Annotated in this window: 20 protein-coding genes; 7 read left to right on the forward strand and 13 right to left on the reverse strand. The window is 65.8% G+C overall.

Annotation, left to right across the window (positions count from 1 at the left end):
* Nucleotides 1-37: 37 nt before the first annotated feature.
* Both ACE04A_RS22295 and ACE04A_RS22300 read right to left on the reverse strand, forming a co-directional pair.
* Nucleotides 38-1,453, reverse strand: coding sequence for an FAD-binding oxidoreductase (locus tag ACE04A_RS22295; protein WP_259250293.1), 1,416 nt, complete (start codon nucleotides 1,451-1,453; stop codon nucleotides 38-40).
* Between the two features lie 97 nt (nucleotides 1,454-1,550).
* Complete coding sequence (locus ACE04A_RS22300) at nucleotides 1,551-2,180, reverse strand: BPTD_3102 family carboxylase-like protein (protein WP_404976378.1); 630 nt, start codon at nucleotides 2,178-2,180, stop codon at nucleotides 1,551-1,553.
* 319 nt (nucleotides 2,181-2,499) lie between these two features.
* On the opposite strand from ACE04A_RS22300, the gene ACE04A_RS22305 reads away from it, so the two are divergent.
* Nucleotides 2,500-3,894, forward strand: coding sequence for a phosphomannomutase/phosphoglucomutase (locus ACE04A_RS22305; protein ID WP_438857532.1), 1,395 nt, complete (start codon nucleotides 2,500-2,502; stop codon nucleotides 3,892-3,894).
* Between the two features lie 7 nt (nucleotides 3,895-3,901).
* Nucleotides 3,902-5,455, forward strand: coding sequence for a glucose-6-phosphate isomerase (gene pgi, locus ACE04A_RS22310; RefSeq protein WP_485820533.1), 1,554 nt, complete (start codon nucleotides 3,902-3,904; stop codon nucleotides 5,453-5,455).
* A gap of 80 nt (nucleotides 5,456-5,535) precedes the next feature.
* Here the strand turns inward: pgi and ACE04A_RS22315 are convergent, their stop codons facing one another.
* The 10 genes from ACE04A_RS22315 to coq7 all read right to left on the reverse strand — a co-directional run bounded on the left by ACE04A_RS22315 (nucleotide 5,536) and on the right by coq7 (nucleotide 18,349).
* Nucleotides 5,536-6,663: a glycosyltransferase family 4 protein gene (locus ACE04A_RS22315; protein ID WP_448716457.1), complete on the reverse strand. Its 1,128-nt coding sequence runs from the start codon at nucleotides 6,661-6,663 to the stop codon at nucleotides 5,536-5,538.
* Nucleotides 6,660-7,817: a glycosyltransferase family 4 protein gene (locus tag ACE04A_RS22320; protein ID WP_447991578.1), complete on the reverse strand. Its 1,158-nt coding sequence runs from the start codon at nucleotides 7,815-7,817 to the stop codon at nucleotides 6,660-6,662. The genes ACE04A_RS22315 and ACE04A_RS22320 overlap by 4 nt, the downstream gene beginning before the upstream one ends.
* Nucleotides 7,814-8,929: a glycosyltransferase family 4 protein gene (locus ACE04A_RS22325; RefSeq protein ID WP_447991580.1), complete on the reverse strand. Its 1,116-nt coding sequence runs from the start codon at nucleotides 8,927-8,929 to the stop codon at nucleotides 7,814-7,816. Before ACE04A_RS22325 ends, ACE04A_RS22320 begins: the two co-directional genes overlap by 4 nt.
* Nucleotides 8,930-8,932: 3 nt before the next feature.
* On the reverse strand, nucleotides 8,933-10,864 hold the full coding sequence (asnB, locus tag ACE04A_RS22330; protein ID WP_485820534.1) for an asparagine synthase (glutamine-hydrolyzing): 1,932 nt from the start codon (nucleotides 10,862-10,864) through the stop codon (nucleotides 8,933-8,935).
* 48 nt (nucleotides 10,865-10,912) lie between these two features.
* Entirely contained in the window at nucleotides 10,913-12,055 is a 1,143-nt protein-coding gene (locus tag ACE04A_RS22335) for a glycosyltransferase family 4 protein (protein ID WP_448716459.1), read from the reverse strand.
* Nucleotides 12,056-13,405 carry a murein biosynthesis integral membrane protein MurJ gene (gene murJ / locus ACE04A_RS22340; protein ID WP_448716461.1) on the reverse strand — a complete coding sequence of 450 codons (1,350 nt, stop codon included), beginning with the start codon at nucleotides 13,403-13,405 and terminating at the stop codon, nucleotides 12,056-12,058.
* A gap of 1 nt (nucleotide 13,406) precedes the next feature.
* Nucleotides 13,407-14,432, reverse strand: a complete 1,026-nt coding sequence (locus ACE04A_RS22345; protein WP_485820535.1) for an SDR family oxidoreductase — start codon at nucleotides 14,430-14,432, stop codon at nucleotides 13,407-13,409.
* Between the two features lie 10 nt (nucleotides 14,433-14,442).
* Nucleotides 14,443-15,720, reverse strand: coding sequence for a Vi polysaccharide biosynthesis UDP-N-acetylglucosamine C-6 dehydrogenase TviB (gene tviB, locus ACE04A_RS22350; protein WP_259250310.1), 1,278 nt, complete (start codon nucleotides 15,718-15,720; stop codon nucleotides 14,443-14,445).
* A 99-nt stretch (nucleotides 15,721-15,819) separates the two neighbouring features.
* Nucleotides 15,820-16,926, reverse strand: coding sequence for an MraY family glycosyltransferase (locus ACE04A_RS22355; protein WP_485820536.1), 1,107 nt, complete (start codon nucleotides 16,924-16,926; stop codon nucleotides 15,820-15,822).
* Between the two features lie 745 nt (nucleotides 16,927-17,671).
* The gene (gene coq7 / locus ACE04A_RS22360) at nucleotides 17,672-18,349 is read right to left on the reverse strand and encodes a 2-polyprenyl-3-methyl-6-methoxy-1,4-benzoquinone monooxygenase (RefSeq protein WP_167400971.1); all 678 of its coding nucleotides are present in this window, start codon (nucleotides 18,347-18,349) and stop codon (nucleotides 17,672-17,674) included.
* Nucleotides 18,350-18,471: 122 nt separating this feature from the next.
* On the opposite strand from coq7, the gene ACE04A_RS22365 reads away from it, so the two are divergent.
* From ACE04A_RS22365 to ACE04A_RS22380, 4 genes are all read left to right on the forward strand, one after another.
* Nucleotides 18,472-18,915, forward strand: coding sequence for an OsmC family protein (locus ACE04A_RS22365; protein ID WP_100854429.1), 444 nt, complete (start codon nucleotides 18,472-18,474; stop codon nucleotides 18,913-18,915).
* Nucleotides 18,916-18,923: 8 nt separating this feature from the next.
* Nucleotides 18,924-19,895 (forward strand): thymidylate synthase, encoded by a 972-nt coding sequence (locus tag ACE04A_RS22370; RefSeq protein WP_259250316.1) that lies wholly within the window; start codon nucleotides 18,924-18,926, stop codon nucleotides 19,893-19,895.
* A gap of 387 nt (nucleotides 19,896-20,282) precedes the next feature.
* Nucleotides 20,283-22,346 carry a putative bifunctional diguanylate cyclase/phosphodiesterase gene (locus ACE04A_RS22375; protein WP_448716466.1) on the forward strand — a complete coding sequence of 688 codons (2,064 nt, stop codon included), beginning with the start codon at nucleotides 20,283-20,285 and terminating at the stop codon, nucleotides 22,344-22,346.
* A 206-nt stretch (nucleotides 22,347-22,552) separates the two neighbouring features.
* The gene (locus ACE04A_RS22380) at nucleotides 22,553-23,035 is read left to right on the forward strand and encodes a dihydrofolate reductase (protein WP_259250319.1); all 483 of its coding nucleotides are present in this window, start codon (nucleotides 22,553-22,555) and stop codon (nucleotides 23,033-23,035) included.
* Between the two features lie 89 nt (nucleotides 23,036-23,124).
* Here the strand turns inward: ACE04A_RS22380 and ACE04A_RS22385 are convergent, their stop codons facing one another.
* Entirely contained in the window at nucleotides 23,125-24,543 is a 1,419-nt protein-coding gene (locus ACE04A_RS22385) for an aminotransferase-like domain-containing protein (RefSeq protein ID WP_259250321.1), read from the reverse strand.
* Nucleotides 24,544-24,704: 161 nt separating this feature from the next.
* Here ACE04A_RS22385 and aptA point away from each other — a divergent pair, with 161 nt between their 5' ends.
* Nucleotides 24,705-26,030, forward strand: coding sequence for an omega-aminotransferase AptA (aptA, locus tag ACE04A_RS22390; protein ID WP_259250322.1), 1,326 nt, complete (start codon nucleotides 24,705-24,707; stop codon nucleotides 26,028-26,030).
* The last annotated feature ends 70 nt before the right edge of the window (nucleotides 26,031-26,100 follow it).

Genomic DNA, 26,100 nt, shown 5'->3' on the forward strand with positions numbered 1-26,100 from the left:
CCGTGTGGATTGAACGCAAGTGCGACGCCAGCGCGCGCTACGCTTGCAGCACCTTGCCTGGGTTCATCAGCCCTTGAGGGTCCAGCGCGCGCTTGATCCGGCGCATCAGCGCCAATTCAACCGGGCTTTTGTAGCGCGGCAACTCGTCTCGCTTGAGCTGCCCCACCCCGTGCTCGGCACTGATGGAACCCTGGTGAGCATGCACGCTGTCATGCACCACGCCGTAGATCTCGCCTTGCAGCGCCAGCAGTTCGGCTTCGGTCTGGCCGGGCGCGTTGGCCACGTTGTAATGCAGGTTGCCATCGCCCAGGTGGCCGAAGATGACATGGCGCACGCCCGGAAAGCGCGCCTGCAACAAGGCATTGGTCTTGTGCACGAAGCCGGCGATGGACGAAATGGGAATGGACACGTCGTGCTTGACCGACTTGCCCAGCTCGGCTTCGGCCAGCGGAATGCTCTCGCGCAGATGCCACAGCGCCTTGCTCTGCGACACATTGGCGGCAATGGCGGCGTCATGGATCAGGCCAGCGTCGATGGCCTCGCCCAGCACGGCTTCGAAGCGGTCACGCGCGTGCGCCTCGCTTTCGCTATCGGACAGTTCCAGCAGCGCGAACCAGGGGGATTCGGCGGAGTCGCCCTCGAAAGGCAGGCGCTGTTGCGGGAACAGGCGCACCACCCCTTGCAGGCAGGCGTTGCTCATGAGTTCGAAGCCCGTCAGCGCCGCGCCGAAGCCGGCCCGTGCGCGCGACAGCACTTCCACGGCCTGGTCGATGGTGTCCAGCGTCAGCAACGCGGTGCAGGAAGCGACCGGACGGGGAAACAGTTTCAGGGTGGCGGCGGTGATGATGCCCAGCGTGCCTTCGCTGCCGATGTACAGGTCGCGCAGGTCGTAGCCGGTGTTGTCCTTGCGCAGGCCGCGCAGCCCGTCCCAGATCTCGCCTTCGGCCGTCACCACTTCCAGGCCCAGCGTCAGGTCGCGCGTGTTGCCGTAGCGCAGCACCTGCGTGCCGCCGGCATTGGTAGCCAGGTTGCCGCCAATGGTGCAACTGCCTTCGGCGGCCAGGCTCAAGGGGAACAGGCGGTTGGCGCCCGCGGCGGCTTCTTGCACCGCTTGCAGGATGCAGCCCGCTTCCACGGTGATGGTGTCGTTGTCGGTGTCCAGGTTGCGCACCGCGGTCAGGCGGGCCGTGGACAGCACCACGGCGCGGCCGGTGTCGTCGGGCGTGGCGCCACCGCACAGACCCGTGTTGCCGCCTTGCGGCACCACCGGCACGCCATGGTGCAGGCAGAGCTTCACGGCGTCGGCCACTTCCTGCGTGGAACCCGGCCGTATCACCGCCAGCGCCGCCCCACGGTAACGGCGGCGCCAGTCCAGCACATAAGACGCGGCGTCCTCGCCGGTCAGCACATGGGAAAAGCCCAGGAGGGACTGTAGATCGCTCAGCAATGTCATAGCCGCCGCACAGAAATGGCCTGGGACGCGCCCAGGCTGGGGATAGGGATGTGCGGGCTATTGTAGGGGCGGAATCGCGCGGGCTGAAAGCGCCGCGCTAGCCGACGGCCTGGTCGAGCCGGGTGCCGGTCAGGCCCGAGCAATACGCCCGGGAGGCGATGCGGTTCATCAGGAAAGCGCGGTCGATTCCAGCCGGGCCGGGCATTTCGGACAGCGCGCGGTAGGCACGGCGCAGAGCCTCGCCGCGCGTGGCGCCGTACACCAGCAACCGGGTGCAAGGCAGGCGGCGATCGACGCAGCCGTCGATACGCATTTCCAGGGCGTGCGCGCCCAGGGCGTCGGGGCTGGCCGCGATGGCGCCGGCATGCGGCTGCACGTCGGCGCTGATCACGCGGAATACGCCGCTGCGGTCGTCCAGGGAGAAGGCCACGGCCCCGGTACCTTGCCAGCCACGGTCGCGGGCGACCTCGGTGGCGACGCCACGCAAGGCGGCCTCGATGGAAGCCGGCAGATGCGGAGCGGGACATTCGGCGATCAGCACACGGGCCTCGCGCCAGACGCAGCGTTCCCACGCGCGGCCCGCGACCATTTCGCCCGTCTCGGATACGAACACATGGATATCAAGCCGGCGTTCCTGGCCAGCGCCCGGCCCGGCGTAGTCCGTGGGAGGACCGCGCCGGCTGGTGGCGCGCCCCGATGACATCACAGTGGAAACTTTGGCACCCATGGCCCCTCCTGTCATTCTGCTTGCAGCGCAAGCGTATCACCTTCGGATGACGAGCAAATTGTGTGCCATGCGCGCGCCCCCCGGAGCGGCCCCGTCCCCCCTTTCGATGCGCACCGGATCAAGGCGACATGCCACGTGCTACGCACCAATCCAGGGCGGGCGCCACCCCTAAGACGTCCTACTGCTCCCGTCGGATGAGGGCCATGCGCTAATGGGGGATAATTCACTTTTGATGCTTAACCCGGGCGGGTTTTGATATGCGGGTTTACCATTAGCCCCATCAAAACTGGCGCTGCAACTCCCTACTCAAGGAATCGTCGTGGGTAACAACAACACGCAATTTCCCGCTTCTGTCTTCAAGGCTTATGACATTCGCGGCACGGTGCCGGACCTGATCGACGCGACATTTGCGCGCGCCTTGGGCGTGGCACTGGCCGCCCGCGCGCGTGACGAAGGCGTGCAGACCCTGGTGGTGGGCCGTGACGGCCGCCTAAGCAGCGAAATGCTGTCCGACGCCTTGCAGGAAGGCATGCAGGAAGGCGGGGTAGACACGCTGGATGTGGGCATGGTGCCGACGCCGCTGGTGTACTTTGCCGCGAACATCATGCAGACCGGGTCCGGCGTGGCCATCACCGGCAGCCACAACCCGCCCAAGTACAACGGCTTCAAGATGATGATGGGCGGCCGCGCCCTGTATGGCGAAGACGTGCTGGCCTTGGGCGCCGCCATGAACGGCACGAGCCCGGCCCCGGCCGAACGCCCCGGCGTGCGCCGCCAACTGGACCTGGTCGCCGCCTATATCGCGCGCGTGGCTTCCGGCGTGAAGCTGGCCCGCCCCATGAAAATCGCGATCGACTGCGGCAACGGCGTGGCCGGCGCGGTGGCCCCGCAACTGTTCCGCGCGCTGGGCTGCGAAGTCACCGAACTGTTTTGCGAAGTGGACGGCACCTTCCCCAACCATCACCCCGACCCCGCCGAACCCAAGAACCTGCAAGACCTCATCAAGTGCGTGGCCGAGACCGACTGCGAACTGGGCCTGGCGTTCGACGGCGACGGCGACCGACTGGGCGTGGTCACGAAATCGGGCCAGATCATCTGGCCGGACCGCCAACTGGTGCTGTTCGCGCGCGATGTGCTGGACCGCAACCCCGGCGCCACCATCATCTACGACGTCAAGTGCAGCCGCCACGTGGGCCTGTCCGTGCAAGCCGCGGGCGGTGTGCCGCTGATGTGGAAAACCGGCCATTCGCTGGTCAAGGCCAAGCTGGCCGAAACCGGCGCGCCCCTGGCCGGCGAAATGAGCGGCCACATTTTCTTCAAGGAACGCTGGTACGGCTTTGACGATGGCCTGTACACCGGCGCGCGTTTGCTGGAAATCGTGTCGCGCGAAGCCGATGCCTGCGCGCCCCTGGAAGCCTTGCCGCAAGACGTTTCCACGCCCGAACTGAAACTGGAAATGGAAGAAGGCCAGCCGTTCACGCTGGTGAAGGCCTTGCAGGAACAGGGACAATTCGCCGACGCCAAGCGTGTCATCACCATCGACGGTGTGCGCGCCGAATACGCCGACGGCTTTGGCTTGGCCCGCCCGTCGAACACCACGCCCGTCGTGGTGCTGCGCTTTGAAGCCGAGAACGCCGAAGCCCTGCAACGCATCCAGGCCGACTTCCGCCGCGAATTGGGCAAGCTTGCGCCAGAAGCCAAACTGCCGTTCTGACCCGCTCATGTCGCTACCGAACAGCCCAGCCTGGCAAGCATTCACCACAGCGGCCAAAGCCGCGCCCCTGCGCGGCGAACAACTCAGGGTGATCACCGCCCCGGGCCTGCGCCTGGATCTAAGCACCCAGGCGCACTCGCCCGCCCTGCACGCGGCGTCTGAAGCGCTGCTGGCCCAGCAGCAGTTCGACGCCGCCCGCGCCACGCTGTTCGACGGCGGCCACGCCAACTGGACGGAAGGACGCGCCGCCTGGCACACCGCCTTGCGCGCGGCCGAGCCGCCCGCCGCGGTAGCCAACGCCGTGCAGGCCGAACGAGACCGCTTGCGCGAATTCGTGCGCGAGGCCGACCGCGCCGACCGCTACGGTTACGTCCTGCACCTGGGCATTGGCGGCAGCGATTGGGGGCCGCGCCTGGTGAACCGAGCGCTGCGCCATGGCGGCGCGCGGCGCGAGGTGCGCTTTGCGTCGAACGTGGATTCGCATTCCGTTGCCGACGCCATGAGCCGGCTGGATCCGCACGACACGCTGGTCATCGTCGCGTCCAAATCGTTCACCACGACCGAGCCGCTGGCCAATGCGGAAGTGGCCATGAACTGGCTGCGCGACGCCGGCGTGGCCGACCCCATCAAGCAGGTGGTGGCGATCACCGCCAACGTGGAAGCCGCGCTTAACCTGGGCATCTTGCCCGACCACATCTTCCAGATCTGGGACTGGGTTGGCGGCCGTTATTCGCTATGGTCCGCCATTGGCCTGCCCATCGCGCTGGCCTTGGGCAACGATGCATTCGATCAGTTGCTGGCGGGCGCCGCGGCCATGGACGAACATTTCCGCACCGCCCCAAACGCAGAGAACGCGCCGCTGCAACTGGCGCTGGCCGGCGTGGTCAACCGCAGCGTGCTGGGCTATGACTCGCTGGTGATTGCGCCTTACGACTCGCGGCTGGTTCACCTGGTGCCCTGGGCGCAGCAGTTGGAAATGGAATCACTGGGCAAAGTCGCCACTGAAGACGGCAGCCCCGTCGGCGTGCCGACCGGCCCCTCCGTCTGGGGCATGGCCGGCACCGACTGTCAGCACACGTTCTTTCAGTGGATGCACCAGGACGCCATGGGCGCGCCGGTGGACTTCATTCTTTGCGAGCAGCCCGACCACGCCTATGCGCGCCACCATGAGCTGCTGATTGCCAACTGCCTGGCGCAGCGTTCGGCGCTGCTGCGGGGCAAGTCCTTCGACGAGGCGCTGGCCGAAACCTCGGCCACGGAAAGCGATCCAGCGCGCGCGCGGCTGCTTGCGCAGCATCGGGTGCATCCGGGTGGCCGTCCGTCGTCGCTGATCGTGCTGCCGCGCCTGGAGGCCTATACCTTGGGCGCGCTGCTGGCCTTGTACGAACACAAAGTGTTCGCGCAAGGCGTTATCTGGGGCATCAACCCGTTTGACCAATGGGGCGTGGAATTCGGCAAGGCGCTGGCCAAGAACATCATGCGTGAGCTGGATGCGCCGCAGACCAGCCAGCAAGACCCGTCCACCCGTTTCTGGATCGACGCGATCGCGCGCGGGCGCTAGGCGGGCTCAATCAATCCTGAATCCAAACCCGCCGACCCCGCCGAATTCGCCGTATCAGCCGTATCAGCCGTATCTGCCGATCAAGCACCTAGGGCGTCGTAGAGTTCCACATGGACGCGGGCAACGCGCTTGATGTCGAATTCACTCTCGGCCAGCGCACGCCCCGCCGCGCCCATGCGTTGACGCAAGGCGGCGTCCTCGGCCAGGCGCGCAATGGCGTCCGCCAGCGACTGCGCGTCGCGCACTGGCACCAGCAGCCCGGTCTGGCCGGGTTCGATGGCGTCGCGGCAGCCCGGCACGTCGGTCGTTACCACGGCGCGCCCGCATGCCGCGGCCTCGATCAAGGATTTCGGCAAACCCTCGCGATACGAAGGCAGCACGGCGATATGGCTGGCCGCGTATAGCTCGGCAATGTCTGACCGTTCGCCCAAGGCCTGCACGGCGCCGTCGCGCTGCCAGGCGTCCACCTCTTGCTGCGTGGCCGACGCGGGGTTGCCCGCATCCAGCCCACCCACCAGTTGCATGGTCACCGGCACGCCGCGCGCGCGCAGCATGGCCGCCGCCTCAACGAATTCGCGCACGCCCTTGTCGCGCAACAGGCGCGCCACCATGGTCACCACGACGGGCGGCGCAGGCGGTTCGGGCGACGCGCGATAAGCATCCAGGTCCACCCCCGCGCCGCGAATCATGACGACCTGTTCATCGCGCACCGCACCCAGTGACTTGAGCAGGTCGCGGTCATTGGCGTTCTGGAAAATCACGCGGCTGTTCGGATGACCCAGCGCCACGCGGTACAGGCGCGCCACCACGGCGCGCACCAGCCGCATCTTCAGGGAATTGGACAGGAACACGAAGCCCAGGCCGGAAATCGCCGCCACCATGCCATGCACGCGGGCAATGCGCGCGGCAATGCCGCCGTACAGCACGGGCTTGATGGTGACCAGGTGCACCACGTCCGGACGCACGCGGCGAAACAGGCGTACCAGCGCCAGCAGCGTGCCCAATTCCTGCAAAGGATGCTTGCCGCTGCGCGTCATCGGAATGGCGTGATGGGTCATGCCCAGCGCCTGGATGTCGGCCACGGCGGGGCCATCCATCGTGGCCACATGCACGTCATAGCCCGCTTGCTGCGCGGCCAGCGCCACCGGCACGCGATGCGACATGAAGAACGTGGGGTTGTTGACGACGAACATCAGGCGACGGCTCATGCCTGGTCTCCGGCAATGCGGCGCCATACGGTGAGGTAATGCTGCACCATGCGCGCCAGATCAAAGTTTTCCAACACGCGCGCGCGGCCCGCCTCGCCCGCGCGTCCGTGGCCGCGCGCAGCCACGTCGCACAAGGCGGTCTCGATGCCGCGCGCCAGCGCCTCGGCTTGCTCGGGGGGCACGACGACGCCGGTGTCGGCAACGATGTAGGCGGCGTCGCCCACGTTCGTCACCACGCAGTAAACACCGCAGGCCATGGCCTCGGCCACCACGTTGGGAAAGCCCTCGGCGCAGCTGGACAGCACGTGCACGTCCAGGCCGTTCATCACGGCGGGCACGTCGTCGCTGGGGCCGGCAAGGATGAGGCGGTCGCGCAGGTTCAGCTTGTCGATCAGGGCGCCAAGCTCGGCGTTGTCGGCCGTCATGCCGCGCCCGACCAGCACGCAGCGCAAGCCGCCGTCGCGGCCATCGCGCACCAGCGCGGCCACGGCGCGCAGCAGGTTGGCGTGGTCTTTCAGCGGATCCCAACGCGCCACGCTGCCGATCACGGGCGCGTCTTCCGACAGCCCCCACTGCGCGCGCATGCGCGTGCGGGCTTGTGCGTCGGGCGCATAGCGCGACAGGTCGTAGCCGTTTGGAATCACCACCATGCGGTCGCGCCGGTAGCCGCGTTCGGCGTGCCGTTCGGCCGCATTCTGGGCGGCGCAGACAATGGCGCGCGGCACGCTGCCCGACAGCCATGCGCAAGCGCGCAAGACCAGGCGCGCCGACCGGCTGCTGCGTTCAAGATGCGCGCCCGAATTGCGGATGCCCCAGGCGACCGCGCGCACGCCGGCCATCCGCGCGGCCAGGCCGCCGATCAGGTCCGCGTGATACATCCAGGTCTGCACGACGTCTGGGCGCTGGGTGGCAATCAGCCGGCGTAACGCCAAAAAGCCGCTTGCGCTTACACGCCCGCGTTTCATGCCCAAGGCATGCACGGGTACGCCGGCGGCGCGCAGGCGCTCGCCATAGATACCTTCGTCAGTCAGCGACACAACCGTGTGCGACACGCCCGTTTCCGGGTACGTCGCCAAGCGCATCAACACGGATTCCGCGCCGCCCTGCCCCAGGCCGGTGATGACATGCAGCACGCGCAAGGCGGGGGTGCTCATCGCCCCTCCCGCACTGCGTCGAACAGTTCATCCCATTCGGACAGCACCGTATCCAGGGCGTAGCGCTGGCGCACGGCCGTAGCGGCGCGCGCGCCCAGTTGCCGACGCAGCATCAGGTCGCTCATGACGCGCTGCAGGGCGTCTTGCAAGGCACTGGCGTCGCCGGCGGGCACCAGCAAGGCGTCCTGGCCGTCGCGCGTCATTTCGCGAGGGCCGCTGGGGCAGTCGAAAGCCACGCAAGGCAGGCCCAGCGACATGGCTTCCAGCAAGACATTCGGAAAGCCTTCCACCAGCGAGCTCAGCACAAAAGCCTGGCCGCGCGCGAGTTCTTCCCACGGCGCTTCGGTGCGGCCCGGCAGGCTCACGCGCGATTGCAGGCCCAGCTTTTCAATCTGTGCCTCCAGCGGCGCGCGCTCGGGGCCTTCGCCCCAGATACGCAGGTTCCAGTCGGGGTGCGACGGCGCCAATTGCGCGAACACATTGATCAACAGATCGAACTGCTTGTCGGGCACCAGACGGCCCATCGCCAACAATTCACGCGGGCCATCGTCTTCCCGTTGAACCACGCGCGGCGCGTCGAGCAAGGGCGCGGGCAAGGGGTTGGGAATGACGGCCAGGCGCTTGATGCCCGGCACCTGACGCGAGAACGGGCCGGCGGTGTCTTCGGCTTGCACCGTCACCATGTCGGCGCGCGGATACAGCAAGCGGCGCAGCTTGCGCCACACCGTGCCGGTGGTGGTTTCGGCCACGGGGTTGGTGCGTTCGCAAACGATGAGCGGCACGCCCAGGCCCCGCGTGGCAAGGATGGCGGCCACGTTGACGTTGGTCAGGAAAGACACGACCACATCGGGCTTGGTGTCGCGGATGTGCTTGCGCAAAGCCATCAGGCGCTTGAACGCGGCCATGCCGCCCGATGCTCTGGTGCCGGCGATATCGGCCAGCCAGGCGAGGGTGACCTTGTCCGACACGGGATAAAAGCAGGTGCCCTTCGACGAATAGGTAGGCGTCAGCGTGACGGTGTCGCCGCGTTCGGCCCAGGCATTCACCAGCGTTGCGGCGACGCGTTCGGCGCCGCCCGCGTGCATGGAACTGACCAACATCAATATTTTCATGCGTTAACGACTCCCAATCGTTCCCCCTTGATCCGGTGCGGCACGATAGCGGTCCAGCCAGGCCTGCATCATCAGCACGCCCCACAGGTGACTGTCCCAGTTGCGATGGCCCGAGGTGTGTTCGCGCCATTTGCGCAGGATGGGCTCGGGTTCGAACCAGCCTTCCTGGCGCAGCCGGGCGGGGTCGAGCAGCGCATCGGCCCATTCGCGCAACGGCCCGCGCAGCCAGGCGGCCAGCGGTACGGCGAAGCCGCGCTTGGGGCGGTCCACCAGCGCCTGCGGCACATGGCGATGCAGCACCTGGCGCAGCAGCCATTTACCGGTGTTGCCGCGCACCTTGTACTGATGCGGCAGGCTCCAGGCGAATTCATAAACGCGATGGTCGATCAGCGGCACGCGCGTCTCCAGGCTCACCGCCATGGCGGCACGATCCACCTTGACCAGGATGTCATCGGGCAGATAGGTAATCGTGTCCAGCTTCATCATGGCTTCGAAGGTCGAGCCCTGCATGTCGCGCGCAAATTCCGACACGGGTTCCACGCCGCCCTTGACCACCTGCGTGGGGTCGGCCCAGTACGACACGAAGTGGCGATAGAAGTCGCCGCGTGTATCGGCGCGCAGCAGCTCGCCCAGCTTGCCGACCTTGCCGCGCCAGGCGCCGCGCCCGGGCAGGTGGGTGGTTGCGGAAAGCATCGCGCCAGCGGGCATGCGCAGCATCGCGGGCACGCGCTCGCACTGCTGCCACCAGTTATTCACGCGGAAGTAGCGCGAATAGCCGCCAAAGAGTTCATCGCCGCCGTCGCCCGACAGGGCTACGGTGACGTGCTGACGCGCCATCTTGGTGACGAGCGACGTGGGAATCTGCGACGAATCGGCGAACGGTTCGTCGTACATGTCGGCCAGCGACGGCACCACCGCCAGCGCGTCGTCCGCGGTGACGTAGAGCTCGGTGTGGTCGGTGCCCAGATGCGTGGCGACGGCCTTGGCGTGCTGCGCCTCGTCGTAGCCTTTCTCGTGGAAACCGATGGCGAAGGTGCGTACCGGCTTGGCGCTTTGCGCCTGCATCAACGCCACGATGGTGGACGAGTCAATCCCGCCCGACAGGAAGGCGCCCAGGCTGACGTCCGACAGCATCTGGCCGCCCACTGCCTTGGACAGCACGCTTTCCAGCGCCTGGGCAGCCTCGGCGTCGGACCCGAACGACAGCGGCGACCGGGCCGCGCTGTCGGCCGCTTCGCGCGCGGACCAATACACGCGCGGTTCCGGCATGCGGCGGCTGCGGGTGTCGTCGGCGGTGAACTCCACCCAGGTGCCCGGAGGCAGCTTGGCAATGCCCTGGTAGATGGATTGCGGCGCCGGAATATAGTTGTGGCGCATGAACGAGGCCAGCGCGTTGCGGTTCAGGTCGCGGCCGAATCCGGGGATGGGCATGAGGCCCTTCAACTCGGATGCAAACACCAGCTCGGCGCCCGAATAGCCGTAGTACAGCGGCTTTTCGCCCATGCGGTCGCGCGCCAGCATCAGCTTGCGCGACGCGCGATCCCACAGGGCAATGGCGAACATGCCGACCGCGGCCTGCAAGGTGGCCTCGATGCCCAGCGCGGTGAAGCCGGCCAGCAGCGTTTCGGTATCGGAATGGCCGCGCCAGGACGGCGCCAGGCCTGATTTCTCAAGCTGCTGGCGGATGTCCAGGTGGTTGTAGATCTCGCCGTTGAACACCATCACATAACGGCCGCAAGCGGACGTCATGGGTTGATGGCCAGCTTCGGTCAGGTCCAGGATGGCCAGGCGCACGTGCCCCAGCGCCACTTCGGCTTCCGGGTCTTCCCAGAAGCCGTTGCTGTCCGGCCCGCGATGGCGGATGCGACGGCAGCTTTCGGCCAGCACGCGCTCCTTGTTCCCGATGGGGCCCCAAATTCCGACTATTCCACACATGATGAGGTTCTCGTGGTCACCGTAGCAACGGCGCGCGCCGCGCGGACCCTAGTGGCCCGGCTTGCGCACGCCGTCAAAAAGTTCTTGCCATTGCTGCAACACGCGCGCGGCGGAAAAGCGGTCGCGCACATCGGTTGCCGCTTGCGCCATCCGCTGGCGCCTTGCGTCGTTTTCCATCACATCGGACAGCGCCTTGCACAAGGCCGGTACATCGCCATTGGGCCGCACCAGCACGCCGTCGATGCCGTCGCGCACGATCTCGCGCGGTCCGGTATCGCAATCGAACGAGACGGCGGCCAAGCCGCTGGCCATGGATTCAAGCAAGGTATTGGACAGCCCCTCAAAGCGCGAGGTCAGCACATACAAGTCGGCGCTGTCGTACCAGTCGCCCACATTGCCGGCGCGGCCGGGCATCAAGATACGCGAGGCCAGGCCGGCCTGGTCGACTTGTGCGTGCAGCGCGCCGCGTTCATGGCCTTCGCCCAGAATAACCAGATCCCAATCCGGATGCGATGGGGCCAGCGCGGCAAACGCCTGGATCAGCAGGTCAAACCCCTTGTCCGCGTGCAACCGGCCAACCGCCAGCAGGCGCTTGCGGCCATCGGACGTGGGCGGCGCCAACAAGGGCTCGGCGCGCGGCAAGGGCCAATGCACCGGGTTGGGGATGACAGCCAGGCGCGAGCCCGGCACGTGCTGTTCGATCCAGTCGGCCGTACCACGGGTCAGCGCGACGACTCGCGCGGCGCGCGGGTAGGTGATGCGGCGCAAGCGCTGCCACAGACCGGACAGCGTCTGCGACGGCGGATGCGTGTGCTCCGTGGCGATGACCCGGCACGGTATGCCCGCGCACGCCAGCACCGACAGCACCGACGCCGTGGTCATCATGCCCAGCACGATGTCGGGGCGGAATTCCTTGACCACGCGGCGCAGCGCCCGCACGCGCTGCACGTTGCTCCAGATGCCGCGCAAGCCGCCACCCTCGCCCGCCGTATGCAGGACTTCGCGGCGCACCTTGGGATGCAGCGCGTAGACGTCGCCGTCCGCGCTGGCCTGGGTCACCACCATGACCTCGCGGCCCATGCCGGCCCAGTGCGCGCTCAGGTCCGCGGCAACGCGCTCAGCGCCGCCGCCATGCAGCGAATGAATAAACAGCAGCACGCGCAATGCGCGGCCGGAGTCGGCGTCGGACATTCAATCGGCCTCTTTGGGTTCGGCCTTGCGCAGGGCCACCACCAGGTAGCACGCGAAGGACAGCACATACATGAGGCTGGTTGCCAGCATGATGCCGGCCGCGCCCATCTTGGGCGCCAGCACGGTGTTCAACACCGCTTTCAGCGCAAAGTTGGCCACGGCGATGGCGGCCATGATGCGGTAGCGGTTCTGGCTGGCCAGCAATTGCACCAGGATCAGCACGCCAAAATAGAAAGGCAGTTGCAACAGGCCCCAGCGCAGCACATGCGCGACGACTTCGGTGTTTTCAGCCGTGAAGGCGCCGCGCTCGAACAGCACGGCCACGCCCCACGGGGCCAGCACCCAGCCGATGGCGACGACCACGGCGCCCGCGCCCACCATCAGCACGGACCACTTCAGCGCCATGCTGCGCGCGCGGGCCGTATCGCCGCGCGCTTGCACATCGGCCAGCACGGGCAGCGCTGCGCGCCCGACCGACACCGCGCCGATGCCCAGCAGCAACGACAACAAACGGCTGGCATAACCCAGCGTGGCGTTGGCGTTGGCGCCCAGGTTGGCAGCGGCGTACTGGTCCAGCGGGCCGACAAAGCTCATCGCCACCTGGCCGATCAGCATGACGCCGGCCGCGCCCATCAGTTCGGGCCAGTGCGGCGACCGCAGCGTCAACCGTGGCGAGCCCCAGAACCCGCCATCGGCACGCGCGGCCAGCCAGGCAAGCCACACGGTCTGGATGGCATAGCCCACCAGCGTGCCCCACAGCAGCGGGCCCACGCCGTCGGCGCTGACGGCCAGCATGACCCAGGCCAATGTCGCCACGGCGGGCACGCTGTCCAGCAAGGTATTGACGTGGCGTTCATGCGCGCGCAGTCGCGCGGCGCTGATGCCGGCGATGAGCAGCAACGCCGACACCGGGGCGAAGGCGATGAGCAGGTCGCCCGTCATGCCGCGCACGCGCTCGGGCAAGCCCTTGCCCAAGGCGTCCACAACATACGGCCAGGCGAACCAGGTTGCGATGGCCAGCGCGATACCGGCCGCGGCCACCCAGCCTTGCAGTTCTTTGATGAATTGGTCGCGTTCGGCGTCGTCCGCGCGGCGCAGGCGCACCAGCACGGGAATCAAGACCACCGACAGCACGCCCACGATGGTGACCGGCAGCCAGGTGGCCATGGTCATCGTGAACTGGTAGGCATCCACGGCGTCGCTGACGCCGTAGCGGTACGCCACCGCCATCTCTTTGATGGCGCCGGCCGCCTTGCCCAGCAGCAGAAACACCGCCACCCGGAACGCGCCCTTGAAGATGCGCTGGTGGTCCGGGTGGATGTTGCCGAGTTTGCGGACGAGTGCTTTCAAATCAACGCAGGAATTGCGTGTACCAGGGCATGGCCACTTCCAGGCCTTGCAGCACGGTGTGCGAAGGCGCGTAGCCCAGCAGTCGACCCGCCTTGCTGACGTCAGCCTGGGAATGGCGCACGTCGCCGGCGCGGAAATCCGCGTAGACGGCTTGCTTGCCATAGTTCACGTTTTGGTTGCCCAGGGCCTTGACCAAAAAGCCGAACAGGTCGTTCAAGGTGCTGCGGCCGCTGACGGCCACGTTGTAGACCTGGTTGCGGGCTTCGGGCGGCGCCATGGCGGCCAGCAGGTTGGCCTGAACCGCGTTGTCCACAAAGCAGAAGGCGCGGCTCGTTTCGCCGTCGCCGTTGATGGTGACGTCTTCGCCCTTGATCATGGCGGCGGTCCACTTCGGGATCACGGCGGCGTAGGCGCCGTCCGGGTCCTGGCGCTTGCCGAACACGTTGAAGTAACGCAGGCCCACGGTTTCAAAGCCGTAGGAACGCGCGAACACGTCGGCGTACAGCTCGTTCACGTACTTGGTGACGGCGTAGGGCGACAGCGGCTTGCCGATGTTTTCTTCAACCTTGGGCAAGGCCGGGTGGTCGCCGTAGGTCGAGCTGGACGCGGCGTAGACAAAGGACTTCACGCCGGCGTCGCGCGCGGCGACCAGCATGTTCAGAAAGCCGCCGATGTTCACCTCGTTGGTGGTGATCGGGTCTTTCAGCGAACGCGGCACGGAACCCAGGGCGGCCTGGTGCAGGACGAAGTCCACGCCCTCGGCCGCGCGTTGGCAAGCGGCCAAGTCACGGATATCGCCTTCCACGAAGGTGAAGCGCGCCCATTGCTCGGCCGTGACCGAGTTGCGCACTTCATCCAGATTGCGTTGGTGGCCGGTGGCGAAGTTGTCCAGGCCGATGACGGTCTGGTCCAACTTCAACAAGGTTTCCAGCAGGTTCGAGCCGATAAAGCCGGCGCAGCCCGTTACCAGCCATTTACGCGGCGCGGCGGCCAGTTCCTGCTTGATGGTTTCATAGCGAGTCGTCATGGCGAAATCCTTACAGGCGCAGGTCGGATTCGGCGGGCGACAGCACGTACTTCAGGTCATACAGCACGTGTTGCGACTTGCCCAGCTTGCGGATGCCTTCGGCGCCCATGGCCTTGAATTGATTGTGCGCCACCGCCAGGATCACGGCGTCGTACTTGCCTTCTTCGAGCTTGGCCACCGGGGTCAGGCCGTATTCGTGCACGGCTTCGTCGGGATCGACCCACGGGTCGTAGACGTCCACATCGACGTTGTAGTCGCGCAGCTCGCTGACGATGTCAACGATGCGGGTGTTGCGCAGGTCGGGGCAGTTTTCCTTGAAGGCCAGGCCCATGACCAGCACGCGCGCGCCTTGCACATGGATACGCTGCTTGGTCATGCACTTGACCAATTGCGACACCACGTAGCCGCCCATCGAATCGTTCAGGCGACGACCGGCAAGGATGATCTCGGGGTGGTAGCCGATGGACTGCGCCTTGTGCGTCAGGTAGTACGGGTCCACACCGATGCAGTGGCCGCCGACCAGACCCGGGCGGAACGGCAGGAAGTTCCACTTGGTGCCCGCGGCTTGCAGCACGGCTTCGGTATCGATGCCCATCTTATTGAAGATCAGGGCCAGTTCGTTGATCAGCGCAATGTTCACATCGCGCTGCGTGTTCTCGATCACCTTGGCGGCTTCGGCCACGCGGATGCTGGACGCCTTGTGCGTGCCGGCAGTGATGATTTCCTTGTACAGCTGGTCGACCAGTTCGGCGACTTCGGGCGTGGAGCCAGAGGTGACCTTCTTGATCGTGCTGACGCGGTGTTCCTTGTCGCCCGGGTTGATACGCTCGGGGCTGTAGCCCGCGTAGAAATCCACGTTGAACTTCAGGCCCGACACGCGTTCCAGCACCGGCACGCAATCTTCTTCGGTGGCGCCGGGATACACGGTGGATTCATAGATGACGATGTCGCCGCGCTTGAGCACCGCGCCGATCGTTTCGCTGGCCTTGACCAGCGGGGTCAGGTCCGGCTGCTTGTATTCGTCGATGGGCGTGGGAACGGTCACGATGAACACGTTCGCCTGGCCAAGTTCGGCGCGGTCGGCGGTGTAGCTCAGCTGAGCGGCTTCGGCCAGCTCTTCATCGCTGACTTCCAGCGTGTGGTCGTGGCCCGCTTTCAAGGCGTCAATACGGCGCGTATTGATATCAAACCCGATGACCGAACGCTTCTTGCCGAACTCCACCGCCAAGGGCAGACCGACGTAGCCCAGGCCCACGACAGCGAGTTTCACATCCTGAATTCGCAACATAACTCTCCCTTCACCGTAAGACGTTTACGGCATTCTAAATATGGTCGGGTGATTGATGATTCACGAGCCCCCGGCGGCAGTCGCCGGGGCACTCAACACTTAATCCGAGGTCTTCAACACGGACGGCAACAGCAGCCACCCCGGGCGACGCCAGGACACCAGGCGGGCGTACAGCCAGACGTAGACGCTGGCGAACACCACCAGGCTGGCGCCCAAGGCCCACGCGTTGTCCCACCAGATGGTGGCCGGCACCAGGCCGATCAGCGCCAGCACCCACATGTAGGGCGACGCCATCGCGTTGCACAGCGCCGGCACCGCATGGCGGCGGCCACGGCTGAAGGTCACGCGGACCAGCCGACGGAACACCAGTTGGTGCAGGTGCAGCGCGTCCGGCTGGTCAACCGGCACGCCACGCTTGAAGCGGCGGCGCCAGATTGAAAAGCCGGTTTCAAAAACGGGGTAGAACAGCACGGCCAGCGCATAGAAAGGCGACACCGACGGATTGCGCACCACCAGCAACACGGCCAGCTCGGCCAGCATGAAGCCCAGGAAGTACGCCCCGCCGTCGCCCAGGAAGACGCGGCCGAACGGGAAGTTCCAGACCAGAAAGCCCAGGGTGGCGGACGCCAGGGCGGCCGCGATCATGAAGATGGGCACGTCGCCCACTTGCAGCGCCACCAGGCTGATCGACACCGCCATCAGCGTGGCGACCATGCCGGCCAGGCCGTTCATGCCGTCCACGATATTCAGCGCATGGGTACAGCCGCCAACGGCAAACATGGTGAACAGCAGCGATACGGGCCAGTACGACAGCACGTAATCCACCGGGGCCATGCCGACACGGCTGACGCCGCCCAACAGCCACCAGGCAATCGCCGCCGACAGGAAAGCCGCCCGCAAGCGCTTGCGGGCGCCGATGTCTTTGGTGATGTCTTCGAGCAGGCCGGCCACGAAGACCGGCAATGCGGCAACGAACAACGCCGGCCAAAGCCAGGTCAGCGTCATGTTGGCGGGGCCCAGCACCAGCAGGCCCAGCAGGGTGCCGGCCAGTACGGCCAGGCCGCCAACGCGGGGCGTGGCTCGGGAATGGTTCGCTTGCGGTTTGTTGAGGTCGCTGTCGCCGGTGAAGCGGCCATGCCAGCGCTCCGACCACACGATGAGTCCCCCCACCATGAACGCGACCACGCAGATATACAGCCAGGTCACTCGATCACCTTTCTTGGTCTATGGAGACAGGCCCGCCATTATCGGGGGCAGGTGTAACGCCCATATATGGGAGGGATAAGGAAGTGCAATTCACGGGCACGAAACGTAACTCCCGGGTCAGGGGCGTTCTTCCGCGCGGAAGTCCAGGATTCATGCAGGCGATTGTAGATCTTTCCGCCTGGGCGCATACGAAATATCCCAGGGAAAACGCGGAGGCCTCCATAGGGTGGAGGCGTTGTCCTTCCCAGGCGCCCGACGGGTCCATCACTTAAAAAAGGGACGGATTAAATGCACGCAAAAAAAAGCCCGAGATCGTGAGATCTCGGGCTAAATCCACCAAAGGAGGAGGGTGGAGGAGACAACCGTGGCATGTTGGGAGCTGACCTTCTGCTCGCTTTGCTGTCGGGGTTTTGCACCGCGCCGACTGCGTTTCAACATCCGATGTGTGAATATTAACGAGGTTTTTTGTGCGATGCAAGAATTTTTTTGATGTCTGTAAAAGGTCAATTTCTGCGTTGCGTTTTCGCTGCAAATCTAGCGCCCACCCCTTGGAAACCCGCGCTAACAAATGACTTGGCCGAAAAAAGGGTTTTTGCCGAACGGGTAAACCCCTTGGGGATTTACCCTCGTCGGTGTCGGGTAATCCCGCCTGGATTCATGCACCAGCTTGGTGCGTCTCGCACCACGATGCGGCCACATTGGTGCATCGCAACATTGCCGCAAAACGCGACCAAACCGTCCTGCTTCAGATCCAGTACGCCGTCGTCGTCATCACTTTGGACATCGCCCGCATGGCCGTCTTTACAGGGCCAGGCAGTGGTACGCCCCCTGCCCGCTCGGCGCTGGCCCGGTGTTCCGCTTCGTCGTCTTTCATCTTCCGGACGACCTCACGCGAGCGTTCGTCCTGCACCGGCAAGGTGCGTAAATGCTCTTCCAGATGGGCCTCGACCTGCTTTTCGGTTTCGGCCATGAAACCCAGGTTGCGCGGCACGCCGGCGGCGCTGGCCAGCACGCCCAGGGCGAACGAGCCGGCGTACCAGACGGGGTTCAGCAGGCTGGGTCGGCTGTTCAATTCCGTCAGGCGCTCGTTGCACCAGACCAGATGATCCACTTCCTCGGCCGCGGCATTCAGCAGCAGCGCGCGCGGGGCGGGCTCACGGCACACCGAGGCTTGGCCGCGATACAGCGCCTGGGCGCAGATTTCGCCCACGTGGTTAACGCGCATCAACCCGGCGGCGTGGCGCTTTTCCTCTGCCGACAGCGTGTCGGGCGCTTCCGGCGTCTTGGCGGGATACGGCCGTCCGGCCGTGGCGCTGTTGGACAAGACACGCAAGGCGCGGTCCGCTTCGGCCAGCAGGGCATCCAGGGGGCCGACGCGACGGCGCAAGGAAACAGTTCCAGATTGGGACATGGCGATGGGCATGGGCGACTCCTCTGCAAGACTGAGCACACACCCCTGATGCGGGGCGGGGCTCTCATGCCTGGAATTGTACGCAACGGGTATCATCGGCCATTGACTGCGCGCAATGTGGAAGGACACTCAAAATGGAATGCACGATAGACTGGGGCGGCCCCAACGGCATGCTCTTTACCGCCAGCACTGGCAGCGGCCATGTGGCCGTGATGGATGGCGCCGTTGACGGCGGCGGACACAACCTGGCGCCCCGCCCGATGGAAATGCTGCTGGCCGGCACCGGCGGCTGCACGGCCTACGACGTGGTACTGATCTTGAAGCGTGGACGCCACGCCGTCACCGGTTGCAGCGTCAAGCTGCAAGCGGATCGCGCCGAAACCGACCCCAAGGTCTTCACCCGCATCCATTTCGCCTTCACCGTCACGGGCCGCAACCTGCCCCAGGCGGCGGTGGAACGCGCCGTGCAGTTGTCGCACGAAAAGTACTGCTCGGCCTCGGCCATGCTTGAGAAAACCGCGGCGATGACCTTTTCGGTCGAAATCGTCGACACCCAGGACGCGCCGGCCGCAGCCTGAGGACCGCCATGAAACAATATCTAGACCTCGTCCAATCCATCCTGGACACCGGCTCGTGGCAGGAAAACCGGACGGGCATCCGCACAATCAGCATGCCGGGCGCCTCGTTGCGATTCGACCTGCAAAAAGGCTTTCCCGCCGTCACCACCAAGAAACTGGCCTTCAAATCCGCCATCGGCGAAATGGTCGGATTCCTGCGTGCCTCGCGCAGCGCGGCCGAATTCCGTGAACTGGGCTGCAAGGTCTGGGACCAGAACGCCAATGAAAACAGCCAGTGGCTGGCCAACCCGTACCGGGAAGGCCCGGACGACCTGGGCCCCGTGTACGGCGTGCAATGGCGCCAATGGCCTGCGTACAAGCTGCTGGACGCCAGCCGACCGGCCCAGGTTGAAGATGCCTTGGCGCGCGGTTACGCCAAGGTCGCGGACCTGGAAGAAGGCGGCGTGCCGAAGGTACTGCTATATAAAGCGGTGGACCAGTTGCGCCAGTGCCTGGACACCATCCACGAGCGCCCGGGCGACCGCCGCATCCTGTTCCATGGCTGGAACTGGGCCCAGATCGAAGAAATGGCGCTGCCGCCCTGCCACCTGCTGTACCAGTTCCTGCCCAACGCGACGACGCGCGAGATTTCGCTGTGCCTGTATATCCGCTCAAACGACGTGGGCCTGGGCACGCCGTTCAATCTGACGGAAGGCGCCGCGCTGCTGCATCTGGTGGGTCGCCTGACCGGCTACACGCCGCGCTGGTTCACCTACTTCATCGGCGACGCGCACATCTACGAAAATCACCTGCCGATGCTGCGCGAACAGCTTACCCGCGAGCCCTACGAATCGCCCAAGCTGGTGCTGTCCGACCGCATCCCTGATTTCGCCGTCACCGGGCGCTATGAACCGGAGTGGCTGGAAAAGGTGGAACCGACCGACTTCTCCCTGTCCGGCTACACCCATCACGCGCCGCTCACCGCCCCCATGGCCGTGTAAGATCGCGCTCGGCTTGCCGGTCCTTCGGCGGCCCGGCCATACCGGGCTCGCGAGCCATAAGTGAAGATTGGTGAGCTTCTGGAAGCGCGATTTCGGTATAACCCATCCCTTAGCCCAGGACGCGCGTCCAGACCCCCGCGCGCGCCCAGGCTTCCGACCGGCTCATGCCGCGCCGCGCCTGCCACTTGCCGCGCTACCGCGTGGCGCGCCCGGCGGCATCGACCGCAGGCAATGCTTGCCACATCCCCCTTCCCGACAAGAGAGTACGTAGATCGCCAGCGTCGACAGCAGCAATCGTCTTGCGACCCAATTGCAACTGTTGACTACTAATTGATTTGATTTGAGGCCGGCGCGTCGGCAGTAAGCGCTTAGGACAGGACCGCACAAATGCTCGTTGGAACTTATAACCCTTCGCTCGTCCTCGTATCTCTAGGGGTCGCCATCCTGGCGTCATATACGGCGTTGGGCATGGCCAACCGTGTGCGGGCCTCGAACGGGCTGCCGGCGGCGCGCTATTGGCTGGCGGGCGGCGCGTTCGCCATGGGCGTCGGGATCTGGTCGATGCACTTTGTGGGCATGCTGGCCTTCAATCTGCCCATCCCGATGGGCTACGACCTGCCGCTGACGATACTGTCGCTGGCCATCGCCATCGGCTGCTCGGCCTTTGCGCTATGGATCGTGTGCAAGGACGAACTGCCTTGGCGCCGCTTGCTCAGCGGCGCGCTGCTGATGGGAGCCGGGATCGCCGCGATGCACTATCTGGGCATGGCCGCCATGCGGATGGCGCCCGGTATCGTCTACGACGCGAAGTGGTTCGCGCTGTCCATCGTGATTGCGGTCGTGGCCTCGGGCGCCGCGCTATGGATTACCTACCGGCTGCGCCACGACGGACCGCGCGTGGCCTTGTCGCGGCCGCTGGCGTCGGTGGTCATGGGTATCGCCATCGTCGGCATGCATTATTCGGGCATGGAAGCCGCCGGCTTCCCCGCCGGCAGCATCTGCATGGCGGCCGATGGCGGGATCTCGGCGGGCTGGCTGGCCATCGCCGTGACGGCCGTGACCCTGAGCGTGCTGGCGATTGCGCTGGTGGTGGCGGTGCTGGACAACCGGCTGGAGGCGCGCACGTCGGCGCTGGCTTCATCCCTAGCCGAAGCCAATGAAGAACTGGTGCAGTTGGCCCTGCACGACACGCTGACCAAGCTGCCCAACCGTATCCTGCTGGAAGACCGCATGGAGCAGGCCATCGAGAGCGCGAGCCGGCGCAAGGGCTATTTCGCCGTGCTGTTCTTTGACCTGGACGGTTTCAAGGCGGTGAACGACGCCTACGGCCACCACACGGGCGATGCCTTGCTGATCGACCTGGCCCAGCGCATCCGCCAAGCCCTGCGCACGCAGGACACGGTCGCGCGCCTGGGCGGTGACGAATTCATCGTGCTAAGCGAAGTCATCGAGCCCACCGACGCCGCCAACGTGGCCGACCGGCTGATCGAAGCCATCGCGCGCCCGGTCATGGTCTATGGCCACGAAGTGCTGGTGACCTCCAGCGTGGGCATCGCCATCTACCCGAACGACGGCGAAGACACCCACACGCTGTTGACCAACGCCGACGCCGCCATGTACCACGCCAAGCGCCTGGGCGGCACCGGCTACAGCTTCTTCGAGCCGTCCATGAACGCGGACGCGCATGAGCAGATCGAGCTGCTGCACGACCTGCGCCAGGCGCAGGAGCGCGACCAGTTCGTGCTGCACTATCAGCCCAAATATGAAGCCCCCGCCGGGCCGATCATCGGCGCCGAGGCGCTGCTGCGCTGGAACCATCCCACGCGCGGTCTGGTCGGGCCGGACCAGTTCATTCCCACTGCTGAAAAGACGGGCTTGATCCTGTCGATCGGCGAATGGGTGATCAACGAGGCGTGCCGGCAGATGCGGGAATGGATCAACGCCGGCCAGTCGCACTGGACCATCGCCGTCAATATCTCAGCCTTGCAGTTTGCCCACGCCAGCCTGGTGGAAACGGTGCGCGGCGCGCTGGCGCGGCACGATGTGCCCCCTTCCTGCCTGACGCTGGAAGTCACCGAGTCCACCGCCATGCGCGACGCCGAGGCCAGCCTGGCCGTGCTCAAGCGCCTGTCGGGCCTGGGCGTCACGATTTCGATCGACGATTTCGGCACCGGCTATTCCAGCCTGCTGTATCTGAAGCGCCTGCCGGCGACGGAATTGAAGATCGACCGCGGCTTTGTGAATCAACTGGAAAACGACAACGAGGATGCGGCGATCGTGGCGGCCATCGTCGCGTTGGCGCAGCAGTTGAACCTGCGCATCGTCGCCGAGGGCGTGGAAACCGCCGCGCAGCAGAAGTTCCTGACGGGGCTGGGCTGTGATTCGCTGCAAGGATTTTTGCTGGGCCGGCCGATGCCCGCGACCGAATTCCTGGAACACGCGGCAAACTGAGGCGGCGTCGGTGGTGCCGGCGGGGCCGGTGCCTGATGGTGAGTGCGGCGCCGGCGGGGCCGGTGCCTAGCGGTGAGGGTGGTGCCGGCGGAGCCGGTGCTGGGTGGACGCCTCCTTGCGGACGCCCCGACGGACAACCGAATTTGCTACGCTTACGCCGTCGCGCGGGCCGACTTCCGGCCCCGCCCCAACCGTAGCCAACCCGCATGCCCGCCAGCCTTACCCTGATCGTCGCCTACTCCACCAATCGCGTCATCGGACGCGATAACACCCTGCCCTGGAAACTGCCGGGCGACCTGGCGCATTTCAAGCGCAGCACGCTGGGCCACCCCATCATCATGGGCCGCAAGACCTGGGATTCCCTGGGCCGCCCGCTGCCGGGCCGCAGCAATATCGTGATCAGCCGTAACCCGGATTTCAGTGCAGCCGGCGCCACCGTGGTGCCGACGCTGGAAGCCGCTATCGCCGCGTGCGGCGATGTGCAGGAAGCCTTCGTGATCGGCGGCGCGCAGATCTACGCGCAAGCGCTGCCGATGGCGCAACGGGTGCTGGCGACGGAAGTGCACGCCGATGTGGAAGGCGACGCGTTCTTTCCGTTGTTGCCGTCGTTTCAGTGGAAGGAAACGGCGCGTGACGCGCAGCCGGCGGAGAACGGCTATGAATACGATTTTGTGGTTTATGAGCGGTGAGGGGTGCGGGGGGCCGGGCTGATGGGTTGCGCGCGGGCAGCGATGGGATTTTTCTGACCGCTGTGCCGCGCTTCACCCATCCTACCGATTTAGGCCGCGCCCGCATTCCGCATGAACCGCCACAACGCCGGCGCCTCGGAATACGCCACGTTGAAACGTACCCAGGGCGTGTCCGCCTCGTCCACGTCGAAATACGACCCCGGCGCCAGCCAGATGCCGTCCTTCAACGCCAGCTCGGCCAAGCCATTGGCGCCACGCTCGCGCCACGTTCCGGCCACCTTCGCCCATAGAAACAAACCACCTTGCGGCCGGCCATGGATCTCGAAACCGTGTTGCCGCATCTGCTCGGCCACCACCCCATGCGCCTCGGCCAGCCGTTCGCGGGTGCGGGCGATGTGCGCGCGATAGCGGCCTTCGCGGATCACCTGGTGCACGATGCGCTCCATGATCTCCGGCGACGTCAGTCCCACCGCCATCTTGGTGCGCGCAATATCCCGGACCAGGTCGCGGTGCGCCACCACATACCCCACGCGCACCGACGGGCTGATCACCTTGGAATACCCGCCCAGGTAAACCACCCGCTGCGCACCATCCAGCGCTGCCAGCATCGGCGTCACGCCCGGCGCCAGTTCGCGCGAGATATCGTCTTCAATCACCCACAAGCCATGCCGCTCGGCCGCTTGCAAGATACGGAACGCATTGGCCATGCCGATGCTGGCGCCCGACGGGTTCTGCAACACGGTATTGATGAACAGCGCGCGCGGCCGATGCAGCGCCGCCACGCGCTCCAGCGCTTCGCAGTCCAGCCCGTCCACCGTGCGCGGTACCGACACCACCCGCAGCCCCGCCAGCCGCAGCAGCTGCAACAGGTTGGCGTAGGCGGGCTGCTCGACCACCACCGTGTCGCCCGGCCGCAGCAAGGTGCGGATGACCATGTCCAGGCCATGCGTGACCCCTTGGGTCAGCAGCACCTGTGACGCCTCCACCTCCATCCCTTGTGCACTCAAACTGGCCGCGATGGTTTCGCGCAGCGGCGCATAACCGTAGGGGTGCCCGTAATTGGCGATGCGCATCGCCGGCACCCGGCCCATGTGGCGCAGAGCCACATGCAACCCCTCTTCATTCAGCCATTCCCCTGGCAACCAGCCGCAGCCCGATTTGATGGGGATGGAGTGGTCGGCAAAGATGTCGGACAGCAGCCAGCCCGCATTCAGGCGCGGCGGTTCCCATGACAGCGGTTCGCCACGGCGCGCAGGTGCGTCCGGCGAGGCCACCCGATAGCCCGCACCCGGCCTCGCGGCCAGCCAACCCAGCGACACCAGCCGGCTATAGGCGCTGGCCACGGTGAAGGTGCTGACGCCGTACTGGCGCGCGAACTCGCGCACCGAGGGTAGGGACATACCCGGACGCAGGGTTTGTTCTTCAATGGCGCGCAGGATGGCCGCCACCAGTTGTTCCACCAGAGTGGGCGCCAGTCCGCGAGCGCGGTTGGGCTGGAAATCAATCACGACGATAACTGTACAGTTGAGCCACTCGTGACTATACAGTTAGCGGCCTTTGCGCAGATCGTATATTTTCATTCCCCCTGGGACGGACCAGAATCAACTGAATCCCGGCGGCAGCGCCTTTTCCCTTGCTGCGCAGCCGTTTCGTTCTCCCTGGAGCCGCCATGAACGCCCCCGCCAATTTGCCCGACTTGTCCCATCTCTGGATGCCCTTCACTGCCAACAAGCAGTTCAAGGCCCACCCGCGCATGCTGGCAACGGCCAAAGGCATGTACTACACCTCGGCCGATGGCCGTCAGATCCTGGACGGCACCGCCGGCCTGTGGTGCGTCAACGCCGGCCACGGCCGCGAGGAAATCGTCGAGGCCATCTCCCGCCAGGCCGGCATCATGGACTACGCGCCGGGCTTCCAACTGGGCCACCCGCTGGCCTTCGAAGCCGCCACCGCAGTCGCCAGCCTGATGCCCCAAGGGCTGGACCGCGTCTTCTTCACGAACTCGGGTTCCGAATCCGTCGACACGTCCCTGAAAATTGCACTGGCTTATCACCGCGCGCGCGGCGACGGCCAGCGCACCCGCCTGATCGGCCGTGAACGCGGCTATCACGGCGTGGGCTTTGGCGGCATTTCGGTCGGTGGCATCTCGACCAACCGCAAGACCTTCTCGGGCGCGCTGCTGCCCTCGGTTGACCATCTGCCGCACACCCACAACCTGGAGCAGAACGCCTACTCCAAGGGCCAACCCGCGTGGGGCGCCAACCTGGCCGAAGAGCTGGAACGCATCGTGGCGCTGCACGACGCCTCCACCATCGCCGCCGTGATCGTCGAGCCCATGGCCGGCTCCACCGGCGTGCTGATTCCGCCCAAGGGCTACCTGGAAAAGCTGCGCGAAATTACCTCCAAGCACGGCATCCTGCTGATTTTTGACGAAGTCATCACCGCCTACGGCCGCCTGGGCGCCGCCACCGCGTCCGAATTCTTCGGCGTCACGCCGGACATCATCGCCATGGCCAAGGGCGTCAGCAACGCCGCCGTGCCGGCCGGCGCGGTTGCGGTCAAGCGCGAAGTCCACGACGCCATCGTCAACGGCCCGGCGGGCGGCATTGAATTCTTCCACGGCTACACCTATTCGGCGCACCCGCTGGCCGCCGCCGCCATCCTGGCCACGCTGGACATCTACCGCCGCGAAGACCTGTTCGGCCGCGCCCGCAAGTTGTCGGGCGCGTTCCAGGAAGCCGCGCACAGCCTGAAGGGCGCGCCGCACGTCATCGACGTGCGCAACCTGGGCCTGGTTGCCGGCATTGAACTGTCGCCGCGCGCGGGCGCACCGGGCGCACGCGCCGGCGAGGTCTTCCAGAAGTGCTTCGACAGCGGCCTGATGGTGCGCTATACCGGCGATATCATCGCCGTGTCGCCCCCGCTGATCATCGACGAAGCCCAGATCGGCCAGATCTTCGAACAGATCGGGAAGATCCTGAAGGAAGTCGCGTAAATCCGATGATGACGCTGCCCTTGCGGCCGCGCCGCAACCCATGACACCTCTTGCGGGGGGGGCTGTGCCG

It is taken from the genome of Achromobacter colocynthidis (assembly GCF_057334535.1).